33 protein-coding genes and 2 tRNA genes are annotated in these 19,982 nt (G+C 51.9%); all 35 read left to right on the top strand.

The annotated features are described in order from the left end of the window. The first annotated feature begins 2 nt into the window (after positions 1-2). The 35 genes from sS8_RS13215 to rpsD all read left to right on the top strand — a co-directional run bounded on the left by sS8_RS13215 (position 3) and on the right by rpsD (position 19,968). Positions 3-632 carry an HAD-IA family hydrolase gene (locus sS8_RS13215; RefSeq protein WP_232020630.1) on the top strand — a complete coding sequence of 210 codons (630 nt, stop codon included), beginning with the start codon at positions 3-5 and terminating at the stop codon, positions 630-632. 53 nt (positions 633-685) lie between these two features. Then, positions 686-1,675, top strand: a complete 990-nt coding sequence (locus tag sS8_RS13210) for a S49 family peptidase (RefSeq protein WP_119630042.1) — start codon at positions 686-688, stop codon at positions 1,673-1,675. A 14-nt stretch (positions 1,676-1,689) separates the two neighbouring features. After that, complete coding sequence (locus tag sS8_RS13205) at positions 1,690-2,295, top strand: NUDIX domain-containing protein (RefSeq protein ID WP_119630041.1); 606 nt, start codon at positions 1,690-1,692, stop codon at positions 2,293-2,295. A gap of 692 nt (positions 2,296-2,987) precedes the next feature. Then, a tRNA-Arg gene (locus sS8_RS13200) sits at positions 2,988-3,064 on the top strand. 60 nt (positions 3,065-3,124) lie between these two features. Continuing rightward, positions 3,125-3,200: transfer RNA gene (locus sS8_RS13195), tRNA-Asn, on the top strand. Between the two features lie 450 nt (positions 3,201-3,650). Continuing rightward, complete coding sequence (gene rpsL / locus sS8_RS13190; RefSeq protein ID WP_119630040.1) at positions 3,651-4,025, top strand: 30S ribosomal protein S12; 375 nt, start codon at positions 3,651-3,653, stop codon at positions 4,023-4,025. Between the two features lie 19 nt (positions 4,026-4,044). Next, positions 4,045-4,515, top strand: coding sequence for a 30S ribosomal protein S7 (gene rpsG / locus sS8_RS13185; RefSeq protein WP_119630039.1), 471 nt, complete (start codon positions 4,045-4,047; stop codon positions 4,513-4,515). Positions 4,516-4,560: 45 nt separating this feature from the next. Continuing rightward, a complete protein-coding gene (gene fusA, locus sS8_RS13180) occupies positions 4,561-6,660 on the top strand; it encodes an elongation factor G (RefSeq protein WP_119630038.1) in 2,100 nt (699 codons plus the stop codon). A gap of 35 nt (positions 6,661-6,695) precedes the next feature. Beyond that, on the top strand, positions 6,696-7,886 hold the full coding sequence (gene tuf / locus sS8_RS13175) for an elongation factor Tu (protein WP_119630037.1): 1,191 nt from the start codon (positions 6,696-6,698) through the stop codon (positions 7,884-7,886). Positions 7,887-7,890: 4 nt separating this feature from the next. Beyond that, a complete protein-coding gene (gene rpsJ, locus sS8_RS13170; protein ID WP_026609162.1) occupies positions 7,891-8,202 on the top strand; it encodes a 30S ribosomal protein S10 in 312 nt (103 codons plus the stop codon). Between the two features lie 22 nt (positions 8,203-8,224). Then, positions 8,225-8,863, top strand: coding sequence for a 50S ribosomal protein L3 (gene rplC / locus sS8_RS13165; protein ID WP_119630036.1), 639 nt, complete (start codon positions 8,225-8,227; stop codon positions 8,861-8,863). 10 nt (positions 8,864-8,873) lie between these two features. Then, a complete protein-coding gene (gene rplD / locus sS8_RS13160) occupies positions 8,874-9,488 on the top strand; it encodes a 50S ribosomal protein L4 (RefSeq protein WP_119630035.1) in 615 nt (204 codons plus the stop codon). Continuing rightward, positions 9,485-9,778, top strand: a complete 294-nt coding sequence (rplW, locus tag sS8_RS13155) for a 50S ribosomal protein L23 (protein ID WP_119630034.1) — start codon at positions 9,485-9,487, stop codon at positions 9,776-9,778. The genes rplD and rplW overlap by 4 nt, the downstream gene beginning before the upstream one ends. A gap of 47 nt (positions 9,779-9,825) precedes the next feature. After that, positions 9,826-10,653 (top strand): 50S ribosomal protein L2, encoded by an 828-nt coding sequence (rplB, locus tag sS8_RS13150; protein ID WP_119630033.1) that lies wholly within the window; start codon positions 9,826-9,828, stop codon positions 10,651-10,653. 18 nt (positions 10,654-10,671) lie between these two features. Next, a complete protein-coding gene (rpsS, locus tag sS8_RS13145) occupies positions 10,672-10,944 on the top strand; it encodes a 30S ribosomal protein S19 (RefSeq protein ID WP_119630032.1) in 273 nt (90 codons plus the stop codon). Positions 10,945-10,959: 15 nt separating this feature from the next. Further along, positions 10,960-11,295 carry a 50S ribosomal protein L22 gene (gene rplV, locus sS8_RS13140; protein WP_119630031.1) on the top strand — a complete coding sequence of 112 codons (336 nt, stop codon included), beginning with the start codon at positions 10,960-10,962 and terminating at the stop codon, positions 11,293-11,295. A gap of 9 nt (positions 11,296-11,304) precedes the next feature. After that, a complete protein-coding gene (gene rpsC, locus sS8_RS13135; protein ID WP_119630030.1) occupies positions 11,305-11,976 on the top strand; it encodes a 30S ribosomal protein S3 in 672 nt (223 codons plus the stop codon). A 17-nt stretch (positions 11,977-11,993) separates the two neighbouring features. Then, positions 11,994-12,407: a 50S ribosomal protein L16 gene (gene rplP / locus sS8_RS13130; RefSeq protein ID WP_119630029.1), complete on the top strand. Its 414-nt coding sequence runs from the start codon at positions 11,994-11,996 to the stop codon at positions 12,405-12,407. Then, the gene (gene rpmC, locus sS8_RS13125) at positions 12,407-12,601 is read left to right on the top strand and encodes a 50S ribosomal protein L29 (RefSeq protein WP_119630028.1); all 195 of its coding nucleotides are present in this window, start codon (positions 12,407-12,409) and stop codon (positions 12,599-12,601) included. Before rplP ends, rpmC begins: the two co-directional genes overlap by 1 nt. Then, entirely contained in the window at positions 12,598-12,858 is a 261-nt protein-coding gene (gene rpsQ, locus sS8_RS13120; protein WP_119630027.1) for a 30S ribosomal protein S17, read from the top strand. Before rpmC ends, rpsQ begins: the two co-directional genes overlap by 4 nt. A gap of 40 nt (positions 12,859-12,898) precedes the next feature. After that, the gene (rplN, locus tag sS8_RS13115; RefSeq protein ID WP_119630026.1) at positions 12,899-13,267 is read left to right on the top strand and encodes a 50S ribosomal protein L14; all 369 of its coding nucleotides are present in this window, start codon (positions 12,899-12,901) and stop codon (positions 13,265-13,267) included. Positions 13,268-13,282: 15 nt separating this feature from the next. Beyond that, positions 13,283-13,600 (top strand): 50S ribosomal protein L24, encoded by a 318-nt coding sequence (gene rplX / locus sS8_RS13110; protein ID WP_119630025.1) that lies wholly within the window; start codon positions 13,283-13,285, stop codon positions 13,598-13,600. A 17-nt stretch (positions 13,601-13,617) separates the two neighbouring features. Then, positions 13,618-14,157 carry a 50S ribosomal protein L5 gene (gene rplE / locus sS8_RS13105; RefSeq protein ID WP_119630024.1) on the top strand — a complete coding sequence of 180 codons (540 nt, stop codon included), beginning with the start codon at positions 13,618-13,620 and terminating at the stop codon, positions 14,155-14,157. An 8-nt stretch (positions 14,158-14,165) separates the two neighbouring features. After that, positions 14,166-14,471 carry a 30S ribosomal protein S14 gene (gene rpsN / locus sS8_RS13100; protein ID WP_119630023.1) on the top strand — a complete coding sequence of 102 codons (306 nt, stop codon included), beginning with the start codon at positions 14,166-14,168 and terminating at the stop codon, positions 14,469-14,471. A 61-nt stretch (positions 14,472-14,532) separates the two neighbouring features. Beyond that, on the top strand, positions 14,533-14,928 hold the full coding sequence (rpsH, locus tag sS8_RS13095; protein WP_119630022.1) for a 30S ribosomal protein S8: 396 nt from the start codon (positions 14,533-14,535) through the stop codon (positions 14,926-14,928). 21 nt (positions 14,929-14,949) lie between these two features. Further along, positions 14,950-15,483: a 50S ribosomal protein L6 gene (rplF, locus tag sS8_RS13090; protein ID WP_119630021.1), complete on the top strand. Its 534-nt coding sequence runs from the start codon at positions 14,950-14,952 to the stop codon at positions 15,481-15,483. A 7-nt stretch (positions 15,484-15,490) separates the two neighbouring features. Continuing rightward, positions 15,491-15,844, top strand: coding sequence for a 50S ribosomal protein L18 (gene rplR, locus sS8_RS13085; RefSeq protein ID WP_119630020.1), 354 nt, complete (start codon positions 15,491-15,493; stop codon positions 15,842-15,844). Positions 15,845-15,852: 8 nt separating this feature from the next. Beyond that, positions 15,853-16,371 (top strand): 30S ribosomal protein S5, encoded by a 519-nt coding sequence (rpsE, locus tag sS8_RS13080; protein WP_119630019.1) that lies wholly within the window; start codon positions 15,853-15,855, stop codon positions 16,369-16,371. Beyond that, a complete protein-coding gene (gene rpmD, locus sS8_RS13075; RefSeq protein WP_119630018.1) occupies positions 16,368-16,553 on the top strand; it encodes a 50S ribosomal protein L30 in 186 nt (61 codons plus the stop codon). Before rpsE ends, rpmD begins: the two co-directional genes overlap by 4 nt. Then, the gene (gene rplO, locus sS8_RS13070; RefSeq protein ID WP_119630017.1) at positions 16,554-16,988 is read left to right on the top strand and encodes a 50S ribosomal protein L15; all 435 of its coding nucleotides are present in this window, start codon (positions 16,554-16,556) and stop codon (positions 16,986-16,988) included. It abuts the gene before it with no gap. Continuing rightward, positions 16,989-18,314: a preprotein translocase subunit SecY gene (gene secY / locus sS8_RS13065; RefSeq protein WP_119630016.1), complete on the top strand. Its 1,326-nt coding sequence runs from the start codon at positions 16,989-16,991 to the stop codon at positions 18,312-18,314. Positions 18,315-18,356: 42 nt separating this feature from the next. After that, entirely contained in the window at positions 18,357-18,470 is a 114-nt protein-coding gene (gene rpmJ, locus sS8_RS13060; RefSeq protein ID WP_084161621.1) for a 50S ribosomal protein L36, read from the top strand. A gap of 84 nt (positions 18,471-18,554) precedes the next feature. Further along, on the top strand, positions 18,555-18,911 hold the full coding sequence (rpsM, locus tag sS8_RS13055; protein WP_119630015.1) for a 30S ribosomal protein S13: 357 nt from the start codon (positions 18,555-18,557) through the stop codon (positions 18,909-18,911). 34 nt (positions 18,912-18,945) lie between these two features. Continuing rightward, complete coding sequence (rpsK, locus tag sS8_RS13050; protein ID WP_119630014.1) at positions 18,946-19,332, top strand: 30S ribosomal protein S11; 387 nt, start codon at positions 18,946-18,948, stop codon at positions 19,330-19,332. A gap of 15 nt (positions 19,333-19,347) precedes the next feature. Then, complete coding sequence (rpsD, locus tag sS8_RS13045) at positions 19,348-19,968, top strand: 30S ribosomal protein S4 (RefSeq protein WP_119630013.1); 621 nt, start codon at positions 19,348-19,350, stop codon at positions 19,966-19,968. The last annotated feature ends 14 nt before the right edge of the window (positions 19,969-19,982 follow it).

The following is a 19,982-nucleotide window of genomic DNA, read 5'->3' as shown; positions in this document are numbered from 1 at the left end:
TTGTGGTCTTTGATTGGGATGGCACGCTGTTCGACTCGATCGGATGGATCGTGGAGTGCCTTCAGCGGGCGGCTTACGACTGCGGTCTTGCCGTCCCAACCGAGCGGGAGGCCAAAGCCGTTATCGGTCTTGGTTTGAATGAGGCGATGGAGGCATTGTTCCCCGGTTACCCGCCTGCTACAGCGCTTCGTTTGGCAGAAAGCTATCGTGGTTTCTATGGTGGACGGGCGACTGGCCCTGATAGTCTGTTTAGCGGGGTGGCTGAGATGCTTGCGGAACTAAAAGAGTGCGGATATCGCCTCGCAGTGGCTACGGGGAAGACCCGGTCTGGTCTGAATCATGCACTCGACCTGACCCGGACGGAGAAGCTTTTTCATGCCACTCGTTGTGCCGACGAGACAGCGTCCAAGCCGAGTCCGCAAATGCTCTTTCAGTTAATGTACGAGCTGGAGGTTGATGCAGAAAAGACCTTGATGGTTGGTGATTCACTTCATGATTTGAGAATGGCTCAGAACGCAGGAGTCGCTGCCATAGCCGTAGGGTGCGGAGCAAACGATCGGGTAGAGTTGGCCAGGCTTTGTCCTTTCGCGTGTATAGAACGTACGACCGACCTTTTGGAGTTTCTAAGGTGAGGAGTCGCTTCTGATTTGAACTCCAGGGAATCCGACTTGATTGAGACAACACAATGGACCAACAAGATACAGCTGAAAAAGAACAACAGACGGAAGACCAGGTGCTTCCCCAGGCATGGGAGCGCGACACGTTGGAGAAAGTGCTATTGACAGCGCTTACGGAGCAGCGGCGAGCGAGGCGCTGGGGAATATTTTTTAAGCTGCTCATGCTGGGCTATTTTGGTATAGCCCTTTGGTTGGTCGCGCAACAGTTGTCTGAGCAACGAGCCAGGGAAGAGAGGGTTCACACGGCTGTTATCGATGTGGCGGGTATGATCGCCGCTGGGGAAAGGGCTAACGCCGATGCCATTATCGAGGGTCTCAGAGCAGCAGCGGATGCTACCGGTGCCAAAGGCATCGTTCTGCGGATGAATACACCAGGCGGCAGCCCGGTTCAGTCGGCTTACGTGTATGAGGAAATTCGGCGGATTAAAAAACTCAAACCGGATCTCCCCATTTATGCGGTTGTCGCGGATATGTGCACGTCCGGTGGCTATTACATTGCTTCCGCTGCCGATAAAATCTTCGTTAACCAATCAAGCATTGTCGGATCGATAGGCGTGATCATGGATAGCTTTGGCTTCGTGGAGGCTATCAATAGGCTTGGTATTGAGCGGAGAGTGATGACAGCTGGCGAGCACAAGGCAATTCTCGATCCGTTTTCGCCGGTCGATCCAGTGGCAAAAGAGCACCTGCAATCGGTCCTCGACGCGATTCATCGCCAGTTTATCGAGGCCGTTCGTCAGGGGCGCGCCGGACGGCTTAAAGAGAATACTCCGCAACTATATTCAGGACTCGTCTGGACTGGTGACGAAGGCATTAAGCTTGGATTGGCCGATGGCTTTGGGGATGTTCGTACTGTAGCCGAAAGCGTTATCGGAGCTAAGGATATGGTCAATTATACGGCGGAGGAAAATTTGTGGGATCGTATTACAAGCCGCATCGGTACCGCCGTCGGTCATATGCTGCGTAGCGCCGTGTTGGTCCGGCCGAATTTGAACTGAAGACTGCGCCGACAGTGAAGGAAGACAAGAAAGCGTTCGAGGTGATCGATAAAGAGCCGATCTATCGCGGCTTTTTTAATCTGTCGCGTATCCGATTAAGGTACACTCTATTCCGTGGCGGCTGGAGCGAGTGCTTGGAGAGGGAATTATTTCATCGTGACCGGAGCGTTGCCGTCATTCCGTATGATCCTGCGGCCGATCAGGTTGTGCTCATCGAGCAATTCAGGGTCGGGGCCATGTATGCCGATGAAGACCCTTGGCTGCTCGAGATCGTGGCGGGAGCCTTGGATGTGGGAGAGGTCCCTGAGGACGCTGCTTATCGCGAAGCCAGTGAAGAAACGGGTTGTGAAATACAGGAGCTTATTCCCATTGCCGAATTCTTTTCGACGCCTGGCGGTTGTTCCGAAAAAATCACCCTTTTTTGCGGCATCATTGACTCCAGATGTTTAGGGGGCGTGCACGGCATCGGTGAGGAGTTCGAAGATATTTTGACTCACGTGGTGAGTTTCGAGCAGGCAATGGATTGGCTTGGTCAGGGGCGAATTGGAGCGGCTATTCCTATCATTGGCCTTCAGTGGCTCGCCTTGAACCGGGATCGCCTAAGGGTTGCACGTGGCTAAGAAATTGATAGGCAGTGTTCCGCCATGATCCGGACATCAATTTAATCAGTATTGGCCTTTCGTGTCTTTTGTCGGTCTGCTTCGTAAGGCAGGGTAGGTCCTAAAAAGCGTCCTGTCGCAAAATATGTTGTAAACCTTCCGATTGGGGATGAACCTCAGTCAAGAGAATGTGCGCTCGGGCCGGGGCTGGTAAGCATGGCTGCGCAAGCCGTGCGTTGTGAAATGGCCCCGGGATCGAACTGCCGATTGAACCGGACTTGGAGCTCGGCGAAGTACTACTCAGTGTATTTCTCGACCTTGAGCGCATGATGGGTGCCGGAAACGCTGGTCTACGGATGGGCTTCCTCTTCGGCTTCAAACTCTTATCGGTCCATAATTTGCGGCAATTCCGGTCAGTCAACAAAGGGAAATAGAATCAATACCTCGGTCCGGCTCTTCGTACCGATCGGCTTGCCGCGGAAAGGTCCGTTCATAGACTCTCAATAACTGCGCGCCTTCTTCCTGGAGCAGCGGCCCCTGTACGGGCCACGATGCGTATCAAAAATCTGATCTTCATTTCTCCTGTAGCCATGTCGCCAGCTACGAATTGCTCTCCGAGTACACTCATGACGCTGCTCAGATTGGGTCGAAAACACCTATTGCAAAAACATTGACGACCTATGTTGAAACGCGCATAATACGCTTTCTGTCGCGCGCCTGTAGCTCAGTTGGATAGAGTACCTGGCTACGAACTAGGTGGTCGGGAGTTCGAATCTCTCCAGGCGCGCCATTTTTGTGTGGGATTTGACGGGCTTTCGCTCTTTCTTTATAATCCCCGAGGTCAATCAGTTCCCCTGTAGCTCAGTCGGTAGAGCAGCTGGCTGTTAACCAGCGGGTCGGCGGTTCGAGCCCGTCCGGGGGAGCCATTAGCCTGCCAATAAGCCTTATGGCTCATTCTTGTGGCGGCGTGCGCTGCTGTTTCCGCGTACAGTTTGATATGTGCGGCGGTGCCGGTTTCGTTCCTTGACCTATTTCATCTGTTTATCTTTGGGCATCTTCGCTTCCTGGGGGTGTCTTTAGAGGCGTCCGGTTTCCTTGGTTTTGGTTGATGGTTGAGACCAAGGGGTCGGTACGTCGGAGAGCGGGGTATTTTGCGGCGGTCTCTGTTTTTTCAAGGGGCGGGTTGCGTTGGGTTTTGGTTTCTTTGTGTATGCCAGTTTCTTGTTTGCTTGAAATCCGGTAGTCGATGTTGACAAAGCGGTTTATTAGTTTTAAATTTCGTCGCTTTACCAATGCCTTTTGGTGTTTTTGAGGCGGGTAGGGTTCCAGGTGGCAATTTTCCTGAAGGTTGAGCGAAAAATTTTTGGAGTTTGGTAATGACCACGATAAACCAGTTGGTTCGGAAGCCGCGAGTCAGAAAAAAAGACAAAAGCAATGTGCCGGCCCTGGATAGTTGTCCGCAGAGGCGTGGTGTGTGTACACGCGTCTATACGACTACTCCGAAAAAACCGAATTCCGCATTGAGAAAGGTGGCGCGTGTTCGTTTGACGAATGGCGCTGAGGTCACTAGTTACATCGGTGGCGAAGGGCATAATTTGCAGGAACACTCCGTTGTTCTGATAAGGGGGGGGCGTGTGAAGGATTTGCCTGGCGTGAGATATCACATTGTGCGTGGCAGTCTTGATACTGCAGGTGTGCAAAAACGGCGCCAAGCGCGTTCCAAGTACGGCGCGAAACGGCCGAAAAGTTAACTGAATTCTGGATTGCGTTATGTCTAGAAGAAGAGTCGCTCAAAGAAGAGAAGTTATTCCGGATCCGCGCTTCGGCAGCGAAATTTTGGCGCGCTTCGTTAATATGTTGATGTTGGACGGAAAGAAGTCCGTGGCGGAGAAGGTTGTCTACGGGGCGCTAGATCACATTTCCGCTAAAACCAATCAGTCATCCTTGGATGTGTTGACGAAAGCTTTGGAGAATGTTCAGCCGCTAGTAGAGGTTAAGTCGCGCCGTGTCGGCGGGGCGACTTACCAGGTGCCGGTTGAGGTTCGTCCTGCACGTAGGGCGGCGTTGGCCATGCGTTGGCTCATAGATGCTGCTCGCAAAAGAAGCGAGAAAGGCATGGTCATGAAGTTGGCGGCGGAGTTGCTGGATGCGAATGACAGCCGCGGGTCTGCAGTGAAGAAGCGTGAAGATACACACCGAATGGCCGAGGCAAACAAGGCGTTTTCTCATTATCGCTGGTAAACGACGACTTATTATCTCCAATCCGGTTTAGCAAAGGTTAAGACAGTGGCACGCACGACTCCAATCGAGAGATACCGCAATATCGGGATTTCCGCGCATATTGATGCGGGTAAAACTACCACCACAGAGCGTGTGTTGTTCTATACCGGCATAAATCATAAGATCGGTGAGGTCCATGATGGTGCTGCGACAATGGACTGGATGGAGCAGGAGCAGGAGCGTGGAATTACCATCACTTCTGCAGCGACCACTACTTATTGGCGGGGTATGGGGCTCAATTATCCTGAGCACCGCATAAATATTATTGATACTCCTGGCCACGTCGATTTCACGATCGAAGTCGAGCGCTCCATGCGGGTCCTGGATGGCGCTTGCATGCTCTACTGCGCGGTGGGTGGCGTTCAGCCTCAGTCGGAAACGGTGTGGCGTCAGGCTACAAAATACGGTGTTCCGCGTATCGCGTTCGTAAACAAGATGGATCGAACCGGGGCGGACTTTTTTCGGGTTTACAAGCAAATGCGCGAGCGTCTTCGAGCGAACCCTGTGCCTATTCAGATTCCAGTCGGTGCTGAAGACTCGTTCAAGGGTGTGATCGATCTGGTGAAGATGAAGGCGATCGTATGGAGCGAGGCAGACCACGGGGCGACGTTTGAATATGCGGACATTCCGGCTGAACTAGCGGATACTGCCGCTGAATGGCGGGAGAAGATGGTCGAAGCTGCCGCGGAGGCCGACGAAGACCTGATGAATAAGTACCTCGATCAGGGGGAGTTTTCCGAGGAAGAGCTTAAAGAGGGCTTGCGGAAGCGGACGATCAGTCTTGAAATTGTCCCGATGCTTTGTGGCTCCGCCTTTAAGAATAAAGGGGTGCAGGCTATGCTCGACGCGGTTATCGACTATCTGCCGTCTCCCATAGATGTTCCCTCGATAAAAGGCAGCGATGCGGATTCCGGAGAGTCTGTTGAGCGGAGGTCGGATGATGGCGAGCCTTTTTCGGCGTTGGCATTCAAGATTATGACCGACCCCTTTGTGGGCACCCTGACTTTTGTACGGGTCTATTCCGGGGTTTTGAGTTCGGGTGACAGTGTAATTAATTCGCAGTCTGGCAACAAAGAGCGAATTGGTCGACTGCTTCGCATGCACGCTAACTCGCGCGAGGAGATTAAGGAAATCCGGGCGGGTGATATTGCCGCTTGCGTCGGTCTGAAGGACATTGTTACGGGTACGACCCTCTCGTCCGTTGATAAGCCGGTAGTCCTGGAGCGAATGGAATTTCCGGAGCCGGTTATCTCGGTTGCAGTGGAGCCTAAAACGAAAAGTGATCAGGAAAAAATGGGCCTCGCACTGCAGCGACTGGCTCAAGAAGATCCGTCTTTTCGTGTTCATACCGACGAAGAGTCGGGGCAGACCATTATCTCCGGGATGGGAGAGCTGCATCTAGAGATCATCGTAGACCGAATGAAGCGAGAGTTTAAGGTTGAGGCCAATGTCGGGGCGCCCCAGGTGGCTTACCGTGAAACTATTCGCAAGTCTGTCGAGCAGGAGGGCAAGTATATTCGCCAGACGGGTGGGCGTGGTCAGTACGGGCATGTTTGGCTGCGAATCGAGCCGTTAGAAACCGGTGGATACGAGTTTGTAAACGGGATTGTTGGCGGGGTTGTTCCGAAAGAATATATTCCGGCTGTCGATAAGGGGGTGCAGGAACAGTTGCAAAATGGTATCTTGGCCGGCTACCCAGTCGTAGACGTTAAAGTAACTTTATTCGACGGTTCCTATCACGATGTGGATTCCAGCGAGATGGCATTCAAAATTGCCGGCTCGATGTGCTTCAAGGAAGGGGCGCGTAAAGCGGCGCCGGTGCTTCTCGAACCGATCATGGGCGTAGAGGTAGAGACGCCTGAAGATTACATGGGTGACGTGGTGGGCGATCTCAATAGGCGTCGCGGTATGGTGTTGGGAATGGAAGATAACGCTGGCATTAAAGTGCTAAAGGCGGAGGTGCCTTTGGCTGAAATGTTCGGTTATTCAACTACTCTGCGCTCGTTGAGCCAAGGTCGAGCCACGTACTCGATGGAATTTAAGAAATACCAGGAAGCCCCTGCGAACGTTGCGGACGCGGTGATTAAAAAGGCATCTGTGGGTTAGTGTTTACAAAAATGAATTAGCGAGGTATCCAGGTCGTGTCCAAAGAGAAATTTACGCGCACAAAGCCGCATGTGAACGTTGGGACGATTGGTCATGTTGACCATGGTAAGACAACCCTGACGGCGGCCCTGACCAAGGTCGGTGCGGAGCGTTTTGGTGGCGAATTCAAGGCATACGATCAAATCGATGCGGCACCAGAAGAGCGTGCGCGTGGCATCACGATTGCGACGGCCCACGTGGAGTACGAATCCCCGACGCGCCACTATGCGCACGTCGACTGCCCCGGTCACGCCGACTACGTCAAAAACATGATTACCGGTGCGGCGCAGATGGATGGAGCCATTCTGGTGTGTTCGGCGGCGGACGGTCCGATGCCTCAGACGCGCGAACACATTCTGCTGGCGCGGCAAGTGGGGGTTCCCTATATTGTGGTCTTCCTGAACAAGGCCGATATGGTGGATGATCCGGAGTTGCTGGAACTGGTCGAAATGGAAGTGCGCGAGCTTTTGTCGAATTACGACTTTCCGGGTGATGATACGCCGATCGTGCGCGGTTCGGCCTTGAAGGCGCTGGAAGGGGATCAGAGCGAGATCGGTGTGCCGGCCATTTTCAAGTTGGTTGAGGCGCTCGACAGCTATATTCCCGAGCCTCAGCGTGACATTGAGAAGCCGTTCCTGATGCCGATCGAAGACGTATTCTCGATTTCCGGTCGCGGCACGGTGGTGACGGGGCGTATTGAGCGCGGCAAGGTCAAGGTCGGTGATGAAATTTCGATCGTGGGCCTGCGCGAGACCGGGAAGACGACGTGTACCGGCGTCGAGATGTTCCGCAAGTTGCTGGACGAAGGTGTGGCGGGTGACAACGTTGGCGTGTTGTTGCGCGGCACCAAGCGGGAAGAGGTGGAGCGCGGGCAGGTTCTGGCGGCACCGAACACGATTACCCCGCACACGCATTTCGAGGCGGAGATCTATGTGTTGTCCAAAGACGAGGGTGGGCGTCATACCCCCTTCTTCAATGGCTACCGTCCGCAGTTCTATTTTCGCACGACCGACGTGACTGGTGCGGTGGAGTTGCCGGGAGGCGTTGAAATGGTCATGCCCGGTGACAACGTCAAGGTCACGGTCAAATTGATTGCGCCGATTGCGATGGAGGAAGGGTTGCGTTTTGCGGTGCGCGAAGGTGGTCGTACTGTCGGCGCCGGTGTTGTGTCCAAGGTGTTGGAGTAGTTCTGTGCAAAAACAGCGAATCAGGATTCGTCTAAAGGCGTTCGATCATCGCTTGATTGACCAATCAGCCAGCGAAATTGTCGAAACGGCAAAGCGCACCGGTGCACAAGTGTTGGGGCCAATTCCGTTGCCGACTAAAAAAGAGCGGTATACCGTGCTCATTTCACCGCACGTCAATAAGGATGCCCGCGACCAATACGAGTTGCGAACACACAAGCGCCTGATGGATATCGTCGAACCTACGGATAAAACGGTCGATGCCTTGATGAAGCTCGACCTCGCGGCCGGTGTGGACGTACAAATTAAGTTGAATTGAAGCATTAGATTAGGAGCGAGTGATGGCGTTAGGTTTGGTAGGGCGGAAGTGCGGAATGACCCGTATCTATTCCGAAGACGGCTCAGCAGTGCCGGTTTCCGTGGTCCATGTGGAGCCGAATCGCGTCGTACAGGTCAAGTCGTTGGACACGGACGGTTACAGGGCTATTCAGGTAACAGCCGGTATTAAGAAGCGATCACGCTTGTCGCGGCCTGACGCTGGCCACTACGCCAAGGCTGGAGTAGAGGCTGGGCGTGGGTTGTGGGAGTTTCGACTGGAATCGGACGATCAAACCCAATATACAGTGGGCTCTGAGTTGAGCGTGGATATCTTCCAGGAGGGGCAATACGTAGACGTTCAGGGGGCGAGCATCGGGAAAGGGTTTGCTGGAGTTGTTAAGCGCCATAATTTTCGAACGCAAGACGCTACGCACGGAAACTCACTTTCCCATCGTGCTCCGGGCTCCATCGGTCAAAACCAAACACCCGGTCGCGTATTCAAGGGCAAGCGTATGGCGGGCCACTTGGGGGATGCGACAACGACGGTGCAAAGTTTGAAAGTGTGCATGATCGACAAGGAACGTTCATTGCTTCTCATCAAGGGAGCAGTACCGGGCGCGAAAGGCGCCGAGCTCATTGTTAAGCCGGCAGTTAAGAAGTAAAGAGGGTAATATGGGGTTGCAGATTCCACCGGCAAGCGAAGGCGGTGTATCACTTGAAGTCTCCGAATCCGTGTTCGGCCGCGATTTTAACGAATCTCTTGTTCACCAATTGGTAGTCGCCTATTTCGCTGGTGCTCGATCCGGAACAAAAGCTCAAAAGACGCGCTCTGAAGTTAGTGGTGGCGGGGCAAAACCTTGGCGGCAAAAGGGAAGCGGTCGTGCACGCGCAGGTTCGAGCCGAAGCCCTCTATGGCGTACTGGTGGCGTGACATTCGCCGCGCGTCCGCGGTCTTTTCAGCAGAAAATCAACAAAAAGATGTACCGAGCGGGTATGAGGTCGATACTGTCGGAGTTGCTGCGACAAGGTCGACTGTTTTTTAGCGACGACATCCAGCCCTCCGCTCCAAAGACTAAGGAATTTGTTCAAAAACTCCAAGGTCTCGGGTTGACACGCGGTTTGGTTGTTACTGAGACGCTTGATGAAAACTTGTTCCTGGCCGCAAGGAATCTGAGGGATGTGATGGTCTGCAGTGCGAGCTCAGTCAACCCCGTTGCGCTCGTGCATAGCGAGAAAGTGATTCTGACATCGCAAGCGGCAAAACAACTCGAGGTTGTCCTGGCATGAGACAGTTAGAACTGATGAGCTTAATCGAGGCGCCAGTAATCTCTGAAAAAAGTACGTCAGCTGCAGAAAAAGCAAGCCAAATCGTATTTCGCGTCAAGCGCAACGCTAGCAAGCCTCAGATTAAAGAAGCAATAGAGCTTATGTTCAAGGTCGAGGTGGCGTCCGTTCATGTCCTTAACGTCGGTGGAAAAGTCAAGCGGTCCGGCAGGTTCACCGGTAAGCGCGCTGACTGGAAAAAAGCATACGTAAAACTGAAGCCGGGATTCGACATCGATTTATCGGCGGCGTAGGAATTGGACGGAAAGCATTGAACAGAAAATAACTGCGGGAATTTCAGATGGCGCTTATAAAATCGAAACCCACTTCGGCCGGTGCCCGGTTTGTGGTCAGGGTACGAACTGAAGGTCTCCATAGGGGGAAGCCCCACGCGAGCCTCGTTGAAAAAAAGAAAAGAAGTTCCGGACGGAACAACCAGGGACGAGTAACGACACGCCACAAGGGCGGTGGGCACAAGAAGTTCTATCGTGTGATCGACTTCAAACGGGACAAGCAGGAGATTCCGGGGAGAGTTGAGCGCATTGAATATGATCCCAATAGAACGGCTCATATCGCGCTCGTTCTTTACAAAGATGGAGAACGCCGATACGTCATTGCACCAAAGGGGGTATCTGCCGGTACTGAAATCTTATCGTCTGAACATGCCCCAATCCGTCCGGGAAATTGCCTGCCGATCAGAAGTATACCTGTTGGTACGCTAATTCATTGCATCGAGTTAAAACCCGGCAAGGGCGCTCAATTAGCACGTAGCGGTGGGGCATCTGCCCAGTTAGTCGCTAAAGAGGGAGCCTACGCGACGATTCGTCTTCGGTCCAGCGAGATGCGCAAAGTCCTCGCCGAATGCAAAGCGGTTGTCGGAGAAGTCTCGAATCATGAGCATAACCTGATCTCGCTTGGTAAGGCAGGTGCAACGAGATGGCGAGGCATTCGCCCCACTGTGCGTGGCGTGGCGATGAACCCCGTCGACCATCCGCACGGCGGTGGGGAAGGTAGGACATCAGGTGGCCGGCATCCGGTTTCCCCCTGGGGCGTGCCAACGAAAGGATACAAAACCCGAAATAACAAGCGCACTGATACGATGATCGTGCGGGGTCGTAAGCAAAAATAGATTTGAGAGGTAGAAGACGTGCCACGTTCGATTAAGAAGGGACCGTTTGTCGATCATAACCTGCTGAAAAAGGTTACGGAAATGGGACAGTCGGGTGCGAAAAAGCCGATTAAAACTTGGTCTCGTCGTTCGATGATCATTCCGGAAATGATCGGGTATACCTTGGCGGTTCACAATGGTCGACAGCATGTCCCTGTGTTGGTCACGGATAATATGGTTGGGCACAAGCTGGGAGAGTTTGCACCGACTCGAACGTACAAAGGTCATCAAGCCGACAAAAAAACGAAATAGCTGAGGCGGTGGAAAATGGCAACAGTAGCAAAGCTCAATAACACGCGCGTATCCGCGCAGAAATGTAGGCTGGTGGCGGATCAGATTAGAGGGCTGAAAGTTGATAAGGCAATTGACCTCCTCAGCTACAGTACAAAAAAATCCGCAAGGATTTTGAAAAAAGTGCTTGAGTCGGCGATAGCCAATGCCGAACACAATGATGGCGCTGACGTAGACGAGTTGCTGGTCAGTGCAATTGAAGTGGCGGAGGGTCCCACGTTGAAACGTATGGCTCCGCGAGCAAAAGGCCGCGCAAATCGAATTTCTAAGCGCACTTGTCATATAACGATTCACGTCTCAGAGCATCGATAAAGGATATTTATGGGGCAGAAAGTTCATCCGACCGGAATAAGGCTCGGCTACATTAAAGATTGGACGTCTCGTTGGTATGCGTCCAGCAAAGATTACCCGGCTTTCCTTTTCAATGATTTGAAGGTTAGAGAGTTTCTTAAGCGAAAACTGGGGCATGCATCGGTCAGCCGAATACAAATCAACCGGCCGGCGAACAACGCTCATATAACGATCCATACGGCTAGGCCCGGACTGGTGATCGGAAAGAAAGGCGAAGATATCGATGCATTGCGTCGAGAACTGTCTTCGATGATGAATATCCCTGTACAGGTGAGTGTAGAGGAGATTCGAAAGCCGGAGCTAGATGCTCAACTCGTTGCCGAAGGTGTGGCACAGCAGTTGGAGAAGCGCATCATGTTCCGTCGGGCGATGAAGCGTGCTGTAACCAACACTCTCCGCCTGGGTGCCGAAGGCGTAAAAATCAACGTAAGCGGACGACTGAACGGCGCCGAAATCGCACGCAGCGAATGGTACCGTGAGGGGCGTGTCCCTCTCCATACGTTTCGCGCTGATATAGACTACGGTTTTGCGGAAGCAAAAACGACGTACGGTGTAATCGGCGTGAAGGTGTGGATTTTTAGGGGCGAAGTTTTTAGTGCCGCCGATAGCGAGCAGAAGAGCTTCGCTCCAATAGAGACATAAGAAGAGGCTAGTCGACCATGTTGCAGCCGAAGAGAACGAAATACAGAAAACAGCAGAAAGGCAGAAACACCGGCCTGGCGACTACGGGCAATCGGGTAAGTTTCGGCGAGTTCGGTCTGAAGGCCGTCGAGCGAGGCCGGATCACGGCCAGGCAGGTTGAAGCCGCGCGCCGAGCAATCACACGCCATGTTAAGCGCGGTGGAAAGATGTGGATTCGCGTTTTTCCGGACAAACCGATATCGAAAAAGCCATTGGAAGTGCGAATGGGGAGCGGCAAAGGAAGTGTAGAGTATTGGGTTGCGGAAATTAAGCCGGGTAAGATGCTTTACGAACTCGAGGGAGTAAGCGAAGAATTGGCTCGCGAGGCTTTTGAACTGGCCGCGGCGAAACTTCCGATCAAGACAACTTTTTCGATTCGGACGGTCATGTAATGAAAGTCAGCGAATTAAGAACGAAAAACGAAGGCGAACTGAAGGAGTTGCTACTGGAACTCCACCGCGAGCGTTTCAATTTGAGAATGCAAAAGGCAACTGGCCAGCTTACCAAATCGGATCAGCTGCGCGGAAACAGGCGCGATATAGCTAGGGTAAATACCGTTCTAACGGAAAAGAGTGTCCGGGTATGAGCGAATTAGTTAAGGAGCCCCGTACCATCACGGGAAGAGTTATTAGCTCGAAAATGGATAAGACGATTACTGTTCTTGTTGAGCGGTTGGTGTCACATCCGGTTTATGGAAAGTATCTCAGACGGACGAGCAAAGTGTTGGCTCATGATGAAAGCAATGAATGTCGGGAAGGTGATGTGGTGTCCGTTACTTCCTGTCGTCCGCTTTCGAAGAGAAAGGTCTGGACTTTGGACCGAGTAGTTGAAAGGGCGAAGTGAGAACGACAAGCGAAAAGGCAAAAAATAAGGGGTATAGAAGATGATCCAGATGCAGAGCAGCCTGGATGTGGCCGATAACAGCGGCGCTAAAAAGGTCATGTGCATCAAGGTGCTCGGTGGCTCGCACCGCAGGTATGCAAACATCGGTGACATCATCAAAGTCAGCGTCAAAGATGCTATTCCGCGCGGGCGCGTAAAAAAGGGCGAAGTATACAATGCCGTTGTCGTACGTACCAAAAAAGGGGTTCGCCGTACGGACGGATCAGTCGTGCGATTCGACGGCAACGCAGCGGTTTTGCTTAACAACCAACATCAGCCGATCGGTACACGTATATTCGGACCGGTCACCCGAGAACTGCGATCTGAAAAATTCATGAAGATTATATCGCTCGCACCTGAAGTGCTTTGACGAGGATCCAGCGACATGCGAAAGATTAAAAAAGGTGATCAAGTAGTTGTCCTTACAGGGAAGGACAAAGGTAAGCGCGGGGCGGTTATCTCGGTCTCTGCAGATGATCGGATTATAGTTGAAGGCGTCAACCTCGTGCGAAAACACCAAAGGCCGATACCGATGAGGGGTGTCAATGGCGGGATCATTGAAAAAGCGATGCCGATCCACAGATCAAACGTTGCGCTCTACAACCCCGCGATAAATAAAGCTGACAAGGTTGGTTTTAGGCTGTTGGCCGATGGTAGAAAAGTTCGGTATTTTAAGTCTACGAACGAAGTAATTGACGTTTGATTTGGCGGAAAACAGGTATGGCTAGGCTTCAAACTATTTATAAAGAACAGGTGGTTCCGCATCTAATCAGTCGGTTTAACTACCGCTCGGTAATGCAGGTGCCTCGATTGGAGAAAATTACCCTCAACATGGGGGTAGGAGAAGCCGTAGCCGATAAGAAAATTCTCCAAAATGCGATCGAGGATCTTGAAAAAATTTCTGGCCAGAAGCCCATAGTGACAATGGCAAGAAAATCAATTGCAGGTTTTAAGATCCGAGAAGGAATGCCCATAGGCTGCAAAGTTACTTTGCGGCGTGATAGGATGTATGAATTTTTGGATCGTCTTGTCAATGTTGCTATTCCCAGAATCAGGGACTTTCGTGGTCTCAGTCCTAGGTCGTTCGACGGTCGTGGAAACTATAGCATGGGTGTCCGGGAGCAAATTATTTTTCCGGAGATCGACTATGACAAGATCGATGCGGTACGCGGTATCGACATAACAATTACGACCTCGGCAGCCAGCGACGAAGAAGCAAGAGCGCTGCTAGAGCAGTTTAGGTTCCCGTTTAGAGCATAGGGAAGACAATGGCGAAAAAATCGATGATCGCACGTGAAAAGAAGCGGCAAGCGCTGGTGACGAAGTATCAGAAGAAGCGCGCAGAGCTCAGAGCCATCATTCAAAGCCCTGTAGCTACGGATGAGGAGAAATTCGTAGCGCAAATCAAGTTGCAGCAAATGCCGAGAGATGCCTCTCCTTCACGTCTTCATAACCGTTGCAATCTAACGGGTAGACCGCACGGGTTTTATCGGAAGTTCGGTCTGGGTCGGAACAAGTTGCGTGAATCCGTTATGCGGGGCGACGTACCCGGTGTAACGAAGGCGAGCTGGTGAATTTGGGCGAACCGCTTGGCAACACCCCGAGCATAACCGTTTTGTTTGCGGAGAATGTGAAATGAGTATGACCGATCCGTTGGCTGATATGATTATCCGGATAAGAAACGGACAAGCCGCGGGAAAAAGCGAAGTCGTGATGCCGTCCTCGAAAATTAAAGCTGCTGTCTGTGCCGTATTGAAGAACGAAGGCTACATTGCGGATTATCAGATAAAGGAAACTGAAGGCAAAAGCGGGCTTTACGTTTATTTGAAATACTACAAAGGCCAACCAGTAATCGAACAGTTCGAGCGTATCAGCAAGCCTGGGCGACGTATTTACCGGTCGAAGGATGCCATTCCTAGGGTTATGGGGGGGCTAGGTACGGCGATAGTATCTACTTCGAAGGGAGTGATGACTGACGACGAAGCCCGGGGCGGTGGTCACGGTGGTGAGGTTCTCTGTCTGGTATCGTAAGCGAGTGTAGAGACTGAAGCAATGTCCAGAATAGCGAAAAATCCGATTGCCCTGCCTAAAGGTGTGGAAGCTAGCATCGCCGGTGATATCGTCACGGTAAAGGGTCCGAAGGGGACCTTGGTCCGTAGCGTGGACCCAAGAGTCAGAGTTCAAATTGAGAATGGTGTTATTTCAATTCTTGCCGATAAGGCCAATAAACAGGCAAATGCTCTCGCCGGCACCACGCGGGCTAACCTCTCGAATATGGTAATAGGGGTGAGTTCCGGATTCGTCCGAAAGTTGACGATGGTCGGGGTCGGATATAGAGCCCAGGCTAAAGGCAACACTTTGAGCTTGTCGCTCGGGTTTTCGCATCCGCTGGAGGTTATTGCTCCGGAGGGGATTTCAATCGAAACCCCTTCGCAAACTGAAATCATAGTTACTGGCTGTGATAAGCAGCGAGTCGGGCAGGTCGCCTCTAACATAAGGGCCTATCGGCCGCCGGAGCCTTATAAAGGAAAAGGTGTGCGATATTCGGACGAAGAAGTCGTCAGAAAAGAAGCCAAAAAGAAGTAGGTGATAAATGGACAAGAAATCGGCAAGGTTGAAGAGAGCGGCAAAGTCCCGAGCAATTATTAAGTCACTGGGCGTGAATCGGCTCACTGTTCATAGAACGCCTAGACATATCTATGCGCAGATAACGAGCGCCGACGGCTCCCAGGTACTCGCATCTGCTTCAACATTGCAGGCGGATATACAGTCGGCTTTGAGCGCTACCGGAAATGTTGAGGCTGCCAGAATGGTAGGTAGAATCATCGCTGAGCGAGCGCTGTCGGCAGGCGTGTCGAGCGTTGCGTTCGATCGGTCTGGGTTCAAGTATCACGGCCGTGTCAAGGCGCTAGCGGATGCTGCGCGTGAAGCCGGACTAGGGTTTTAGGAGGTGAAATGGCTAGCCTAAATGTTCAGAGCAGTACGGCCGAAGGATTCCAGGAAAAATTGGTTGCCGTTCGGCGTGTTGCAAAAGTTGTAAAGGGCGGTCGTCAATTTGGGTTTACCGCCCTAACAGTTGTGGGAGATGGGAACGGCCGAGTCGGTTATGGTTTATGCAAAGCGCGTGAAGTACCTATTGCGATTCAAAAGTCCATGGAGCAGGCTCGTAGGAACATGCGCAAGGTCAGCTTGAACGGTGATACTTTGCATTATTCGATTACCGCTAGCACGGGCGCTGCGAAAGTGTTCATGCAACCTGCGTCTCAGGGTACTGGGATCATTGCGGGTGGCGCAATGCGTGCGGTATTCGAAGTCGTTGGAATACACAACGTGCTGGCAAAATGTATCGGAACGAATAATCCGATTAATGTCGTGCGCGCTACGATTAAAGGGCTCACAGAAATCAGAGATCCGCGCTCCATAGCTGCGAAGCGTGGAAAGTTGACAGACAGCCGGTCGGGGAAAGGTAAATGAGCGTTAAACAGCTGAAAATTACGCAGATAAAGAGCAGTATCGGACGATTAAAGTCTCATCGGGCGTGTTTGCGTGGCCTAGGTGTCAGAGGTGTGCATAAGTCGGTGTATGTGAGCGCAACGGACGCGAACCGGGGAATGATCGCAAAGGTTGCGTACATGCTAAAGATTGAGGAAGCGTAGATGTTCCTGAACTCTATTGCGCCGTTAGAAGGCAGCAGAAAGAAGAAGAGGCGGGTTGGCCGCGGTATCGGGTCCACCCTTGGTAAGACAAGTGGCAAAGGGCATAAGGGTCAAAAGGCGCGTGCCGGCGGCTTCCATAAAGTTGGATTCGAAGGTGGGCAAATGCCGTTACAGCGGCGCCTGCCTAAGGTCGGATTTAGATCTCGAATAAAAGCTTTCGCTGCTCAGGTACGTCTTAGTGAATTGAATGGACTCGTGGGCGAAAAGATCGATATTTCGACTCTAAAAGCGGCCAATGTCATTCCTGTACAAGCGCGTTTTGTGAAGGTTATCGATTCGGGCTCCATCGCTTCGCCTATTGTCCTCGTCGGAATAAAGGTTACAAAGGGCGCGCGATCAAAAATCGAAGCTGCCGGCGGAACAATCGAGGCGTAAGTGAGTACGGCTAATTCGACACTTTCCGAACGATTTGGTAGGCTCAGCGAGCTTCGTCAGAGGCTGCTTTTTGTCATAGGTGCGCTGGTCGTTTACCGGATCGGCGCACACGTCCCTATTCCCGGAGTCGACCCGAAAGCGCTAGCGGCTATGTTTGCCCAGCAGGGCGGGTCGATACTTGACATGGTTAATATGTTTTCCGGGGGCGCGCTAAAGCGGCTAAGTATATTCGCTCTCGGGATTATGCCCTATATTTCGGCATCGATCATTATGCAGTTGATGGCCGGAGTTATTCCTAAGTTGGAGCAAATAAAGAAAGAAGGAGAGTCGGGACGGAAAAAGATCAATCAGTACACGCGGTACGGGACTGTATTCCTCGCGACGTTTCAAGCTATTGGGGTCGGGCTTGCATTACAGAACCAGTCGGCGTCGGGCGTGCCAGTCGTTATTAGTCCGGGATTTCACTTCATATTTATCACGGCTGTATCGTTGGTCTGCGGAACCGTCTTTTTGATGTGGTTAGGAGAACAGGTCACGGAGCGGGGTATCGGAAATGGCATATCCATTATTATCTTCGCAGGCATAGTTGCAGGGCTGCCATCTGCTATTGGCGGCACGCTGGAGCTCGCCAGAACCGGCGAACTTAGCATGATGAGTATCGTCGGATTGTTCGCAATAGCCATCGGAGTTACTGCGCTGGTAGTGTTTGTTGAGCGTGGGCAGCGCCGAATAACTATTAATTATGCAAAACGGCAAGAGGGGCGGAGGATGTATGCCGCCCATAAGAGCTTTCTGCCGTTGAAGCTAAACATGTCGGGTGTTATTCCTCCTATATTTGCGTCTAGCATCATTCTGTTTCCGGCGACTTTGGCGGGATGGTTCGGGAACAGCAAGAGTCTTGGGTGGTTGCAGGATATTGCAACCACCCTATCCCCCGGCCAACCGCTTTATGTTCTATGTTATGCCGGTGCGATAGTGTTCTTTTGTTTTTTCTACGCGGCTTTGGTGTTCAATTCAAACGAAACCGCGGAAAACCTGAAGAAATCCGGAGCTTTTATTCCGGGTGTAAGGCCGGGGCAACAGACCGCCTCGTACATCGACGCCGTGATGACTCGTTTGACTCTGGCGGGGGCGATCTACATTACCGCTGTTTGCCTATTACCAGAATTTTTAATCGTCTACTGGAACGTTCCGTTCTATTTCGGCGGCACCTCGTTGCTGATCATAGTTGTTGTTGTCATGGATTTTATGTCACAGATTCAGACGTACATCATCTCGCATCAGTACGAAGGCCTGCTCAAAAAGTCAAATATCAAGCTCAGCTAACCGGGTTTGTTGATCACGGTAGCAAGTAAAAGGGGAATTTTAATGAAAGTGCGTGCGTCAGTTAAGAAGATCTGCCGGAATTGTAAGGTATTGAAGAGGAAGGGCGTGGTTCGAATAATTTGTAAAGACGCTCGACACAAGCAGCGACAAGGATAAACGATCAAGTAGCGTATCTTTTGTCGGTGTGATATTGTTAACAGTTTAGCCCACGCCTGGTAGTTTGAAATGGAGGCAGGATAAATGGCACGAATTGCGGGGGTAAATATCCCCGAGCACAAGCATTTGGTTATTTCTCTAACTGCGATTTACGGTATCGGAAGATCCAAGGCAAATTTAATTTGCCAGAATTCCGGTCTGAGTTCTTCGGTCAAGGTTCGAGATCTCAGCGAGAATGATATTGAGCGGATACGAGAAGAAGTCGCGAAGTTCGTCGTCGAAGGTGATCTTCGGCGTGAGACTGCAATGAATATCAAGCGCCTGATGGACCTGGGATGTTATCGGGGTATGCGTCATCGGCGGGGACTTCCGGTTCGCGGGCAGCGGACCCGTACTAATGCGCGAACTCGGAAGGGGCCGCGGCGGCCGATTCGTAAATAAACGTACAGAATGTTTTTTGAGGTAAGACATCGATATGGCTGCATCTAGTCGTCCCGCGAAACGGATCAAACGAGACATTTCCGACGGTGTTGTTCACATTAGCGCGTCGTTCAATAACACGATAATTACCATTACAGATCGCAAGGGTAATGCTCTGGCTTGGGCTACGGCGGGCGCGTCGGGTTTTCGTGGGTCGAGGAAAAGTACCCCGTTTGCCGCACAGGTGGCGGCCGAAAAGGTCGGTACTATCGTGAAGGATTATGGCGTAAGGAATTTGGATGTGCGTATAAAGGGCCCAGGCCCTGGTCGAGAATCGGCAGTTAGAACGCTCAATAATATGGGGTTTAAGATTACCAATATTATTGACGATACTCCGATACCGCACAACGGTTGCCGTCCTCCAAAGAAGCGGCGAGTATAAGCAGAGGGGCGAAGAATGGCGAGATATTTAGGTCCGAAATGCAAGCTTAGCCGGCGCGAAGGAACTGATCTGTTTTTGAAAGCGCGCGGCAAATCCCTTGAAGGGAAGTGCAAGCTTGATCAGCAACCTGGGCAGCACGGTCAGAAACGAGCGCGCATGTCAGACTATGCCGCGCAGCTCCGTGAGAAGCAAAAGTTTCGCAGGATATACGGCGTCTTGGAGCGGCAATTCAGAAACTACTATAAGACGGCGTCGCGCAAGGCAGGGTCAACCGGCGAAAATTTGTTCCGATTACTTGAGTCTCGTCTGGATAACGTCGTGTATCGCATGGGCTTTGCATGCACGCGAGCGGAGGCGCGGCAGCTTGTCAGCCATAAGGCTATTACGGTTAACGGCAGAGTGCTCAATGTCCCGTCCTATCAGGTCGCGCCCGGCGATGTTGTGTCAGTGCGTGAAAAGGCAAAAAGCCAATTAAGAATCAAAGATGCTTTGCAAGTTCTGGAGCAGTATGGGTTTCCGGCTTGGGTTGATGTGGACACGAAAGAAATGCGCGGCATATTTAAGGCGGTACCTGAGCGTAGCGAGTTGGGCTCGGAAATTAACGAGCAACTGGTCGTCGAGTTGTACTCCAAATAATTGTTGTTGCTGAT

The sequence above is a fragment of the Methylocaldum marinum genome (assembly GCF_003584645.1).
In the GTDB taxonomy this organism is placed as follows: domain Bacteria; phylum Pseudomonadota; class Gammaproteobacteria; order Methylococcales; family Methylococcaceae; genus Methylocaldum; species Methylocaldum marinum.
The sequence above is the reverse complement of the archived record's forward strand: the minus strand, read 5'-3'. Positions and strand labels throughout refer to the sequence as shown.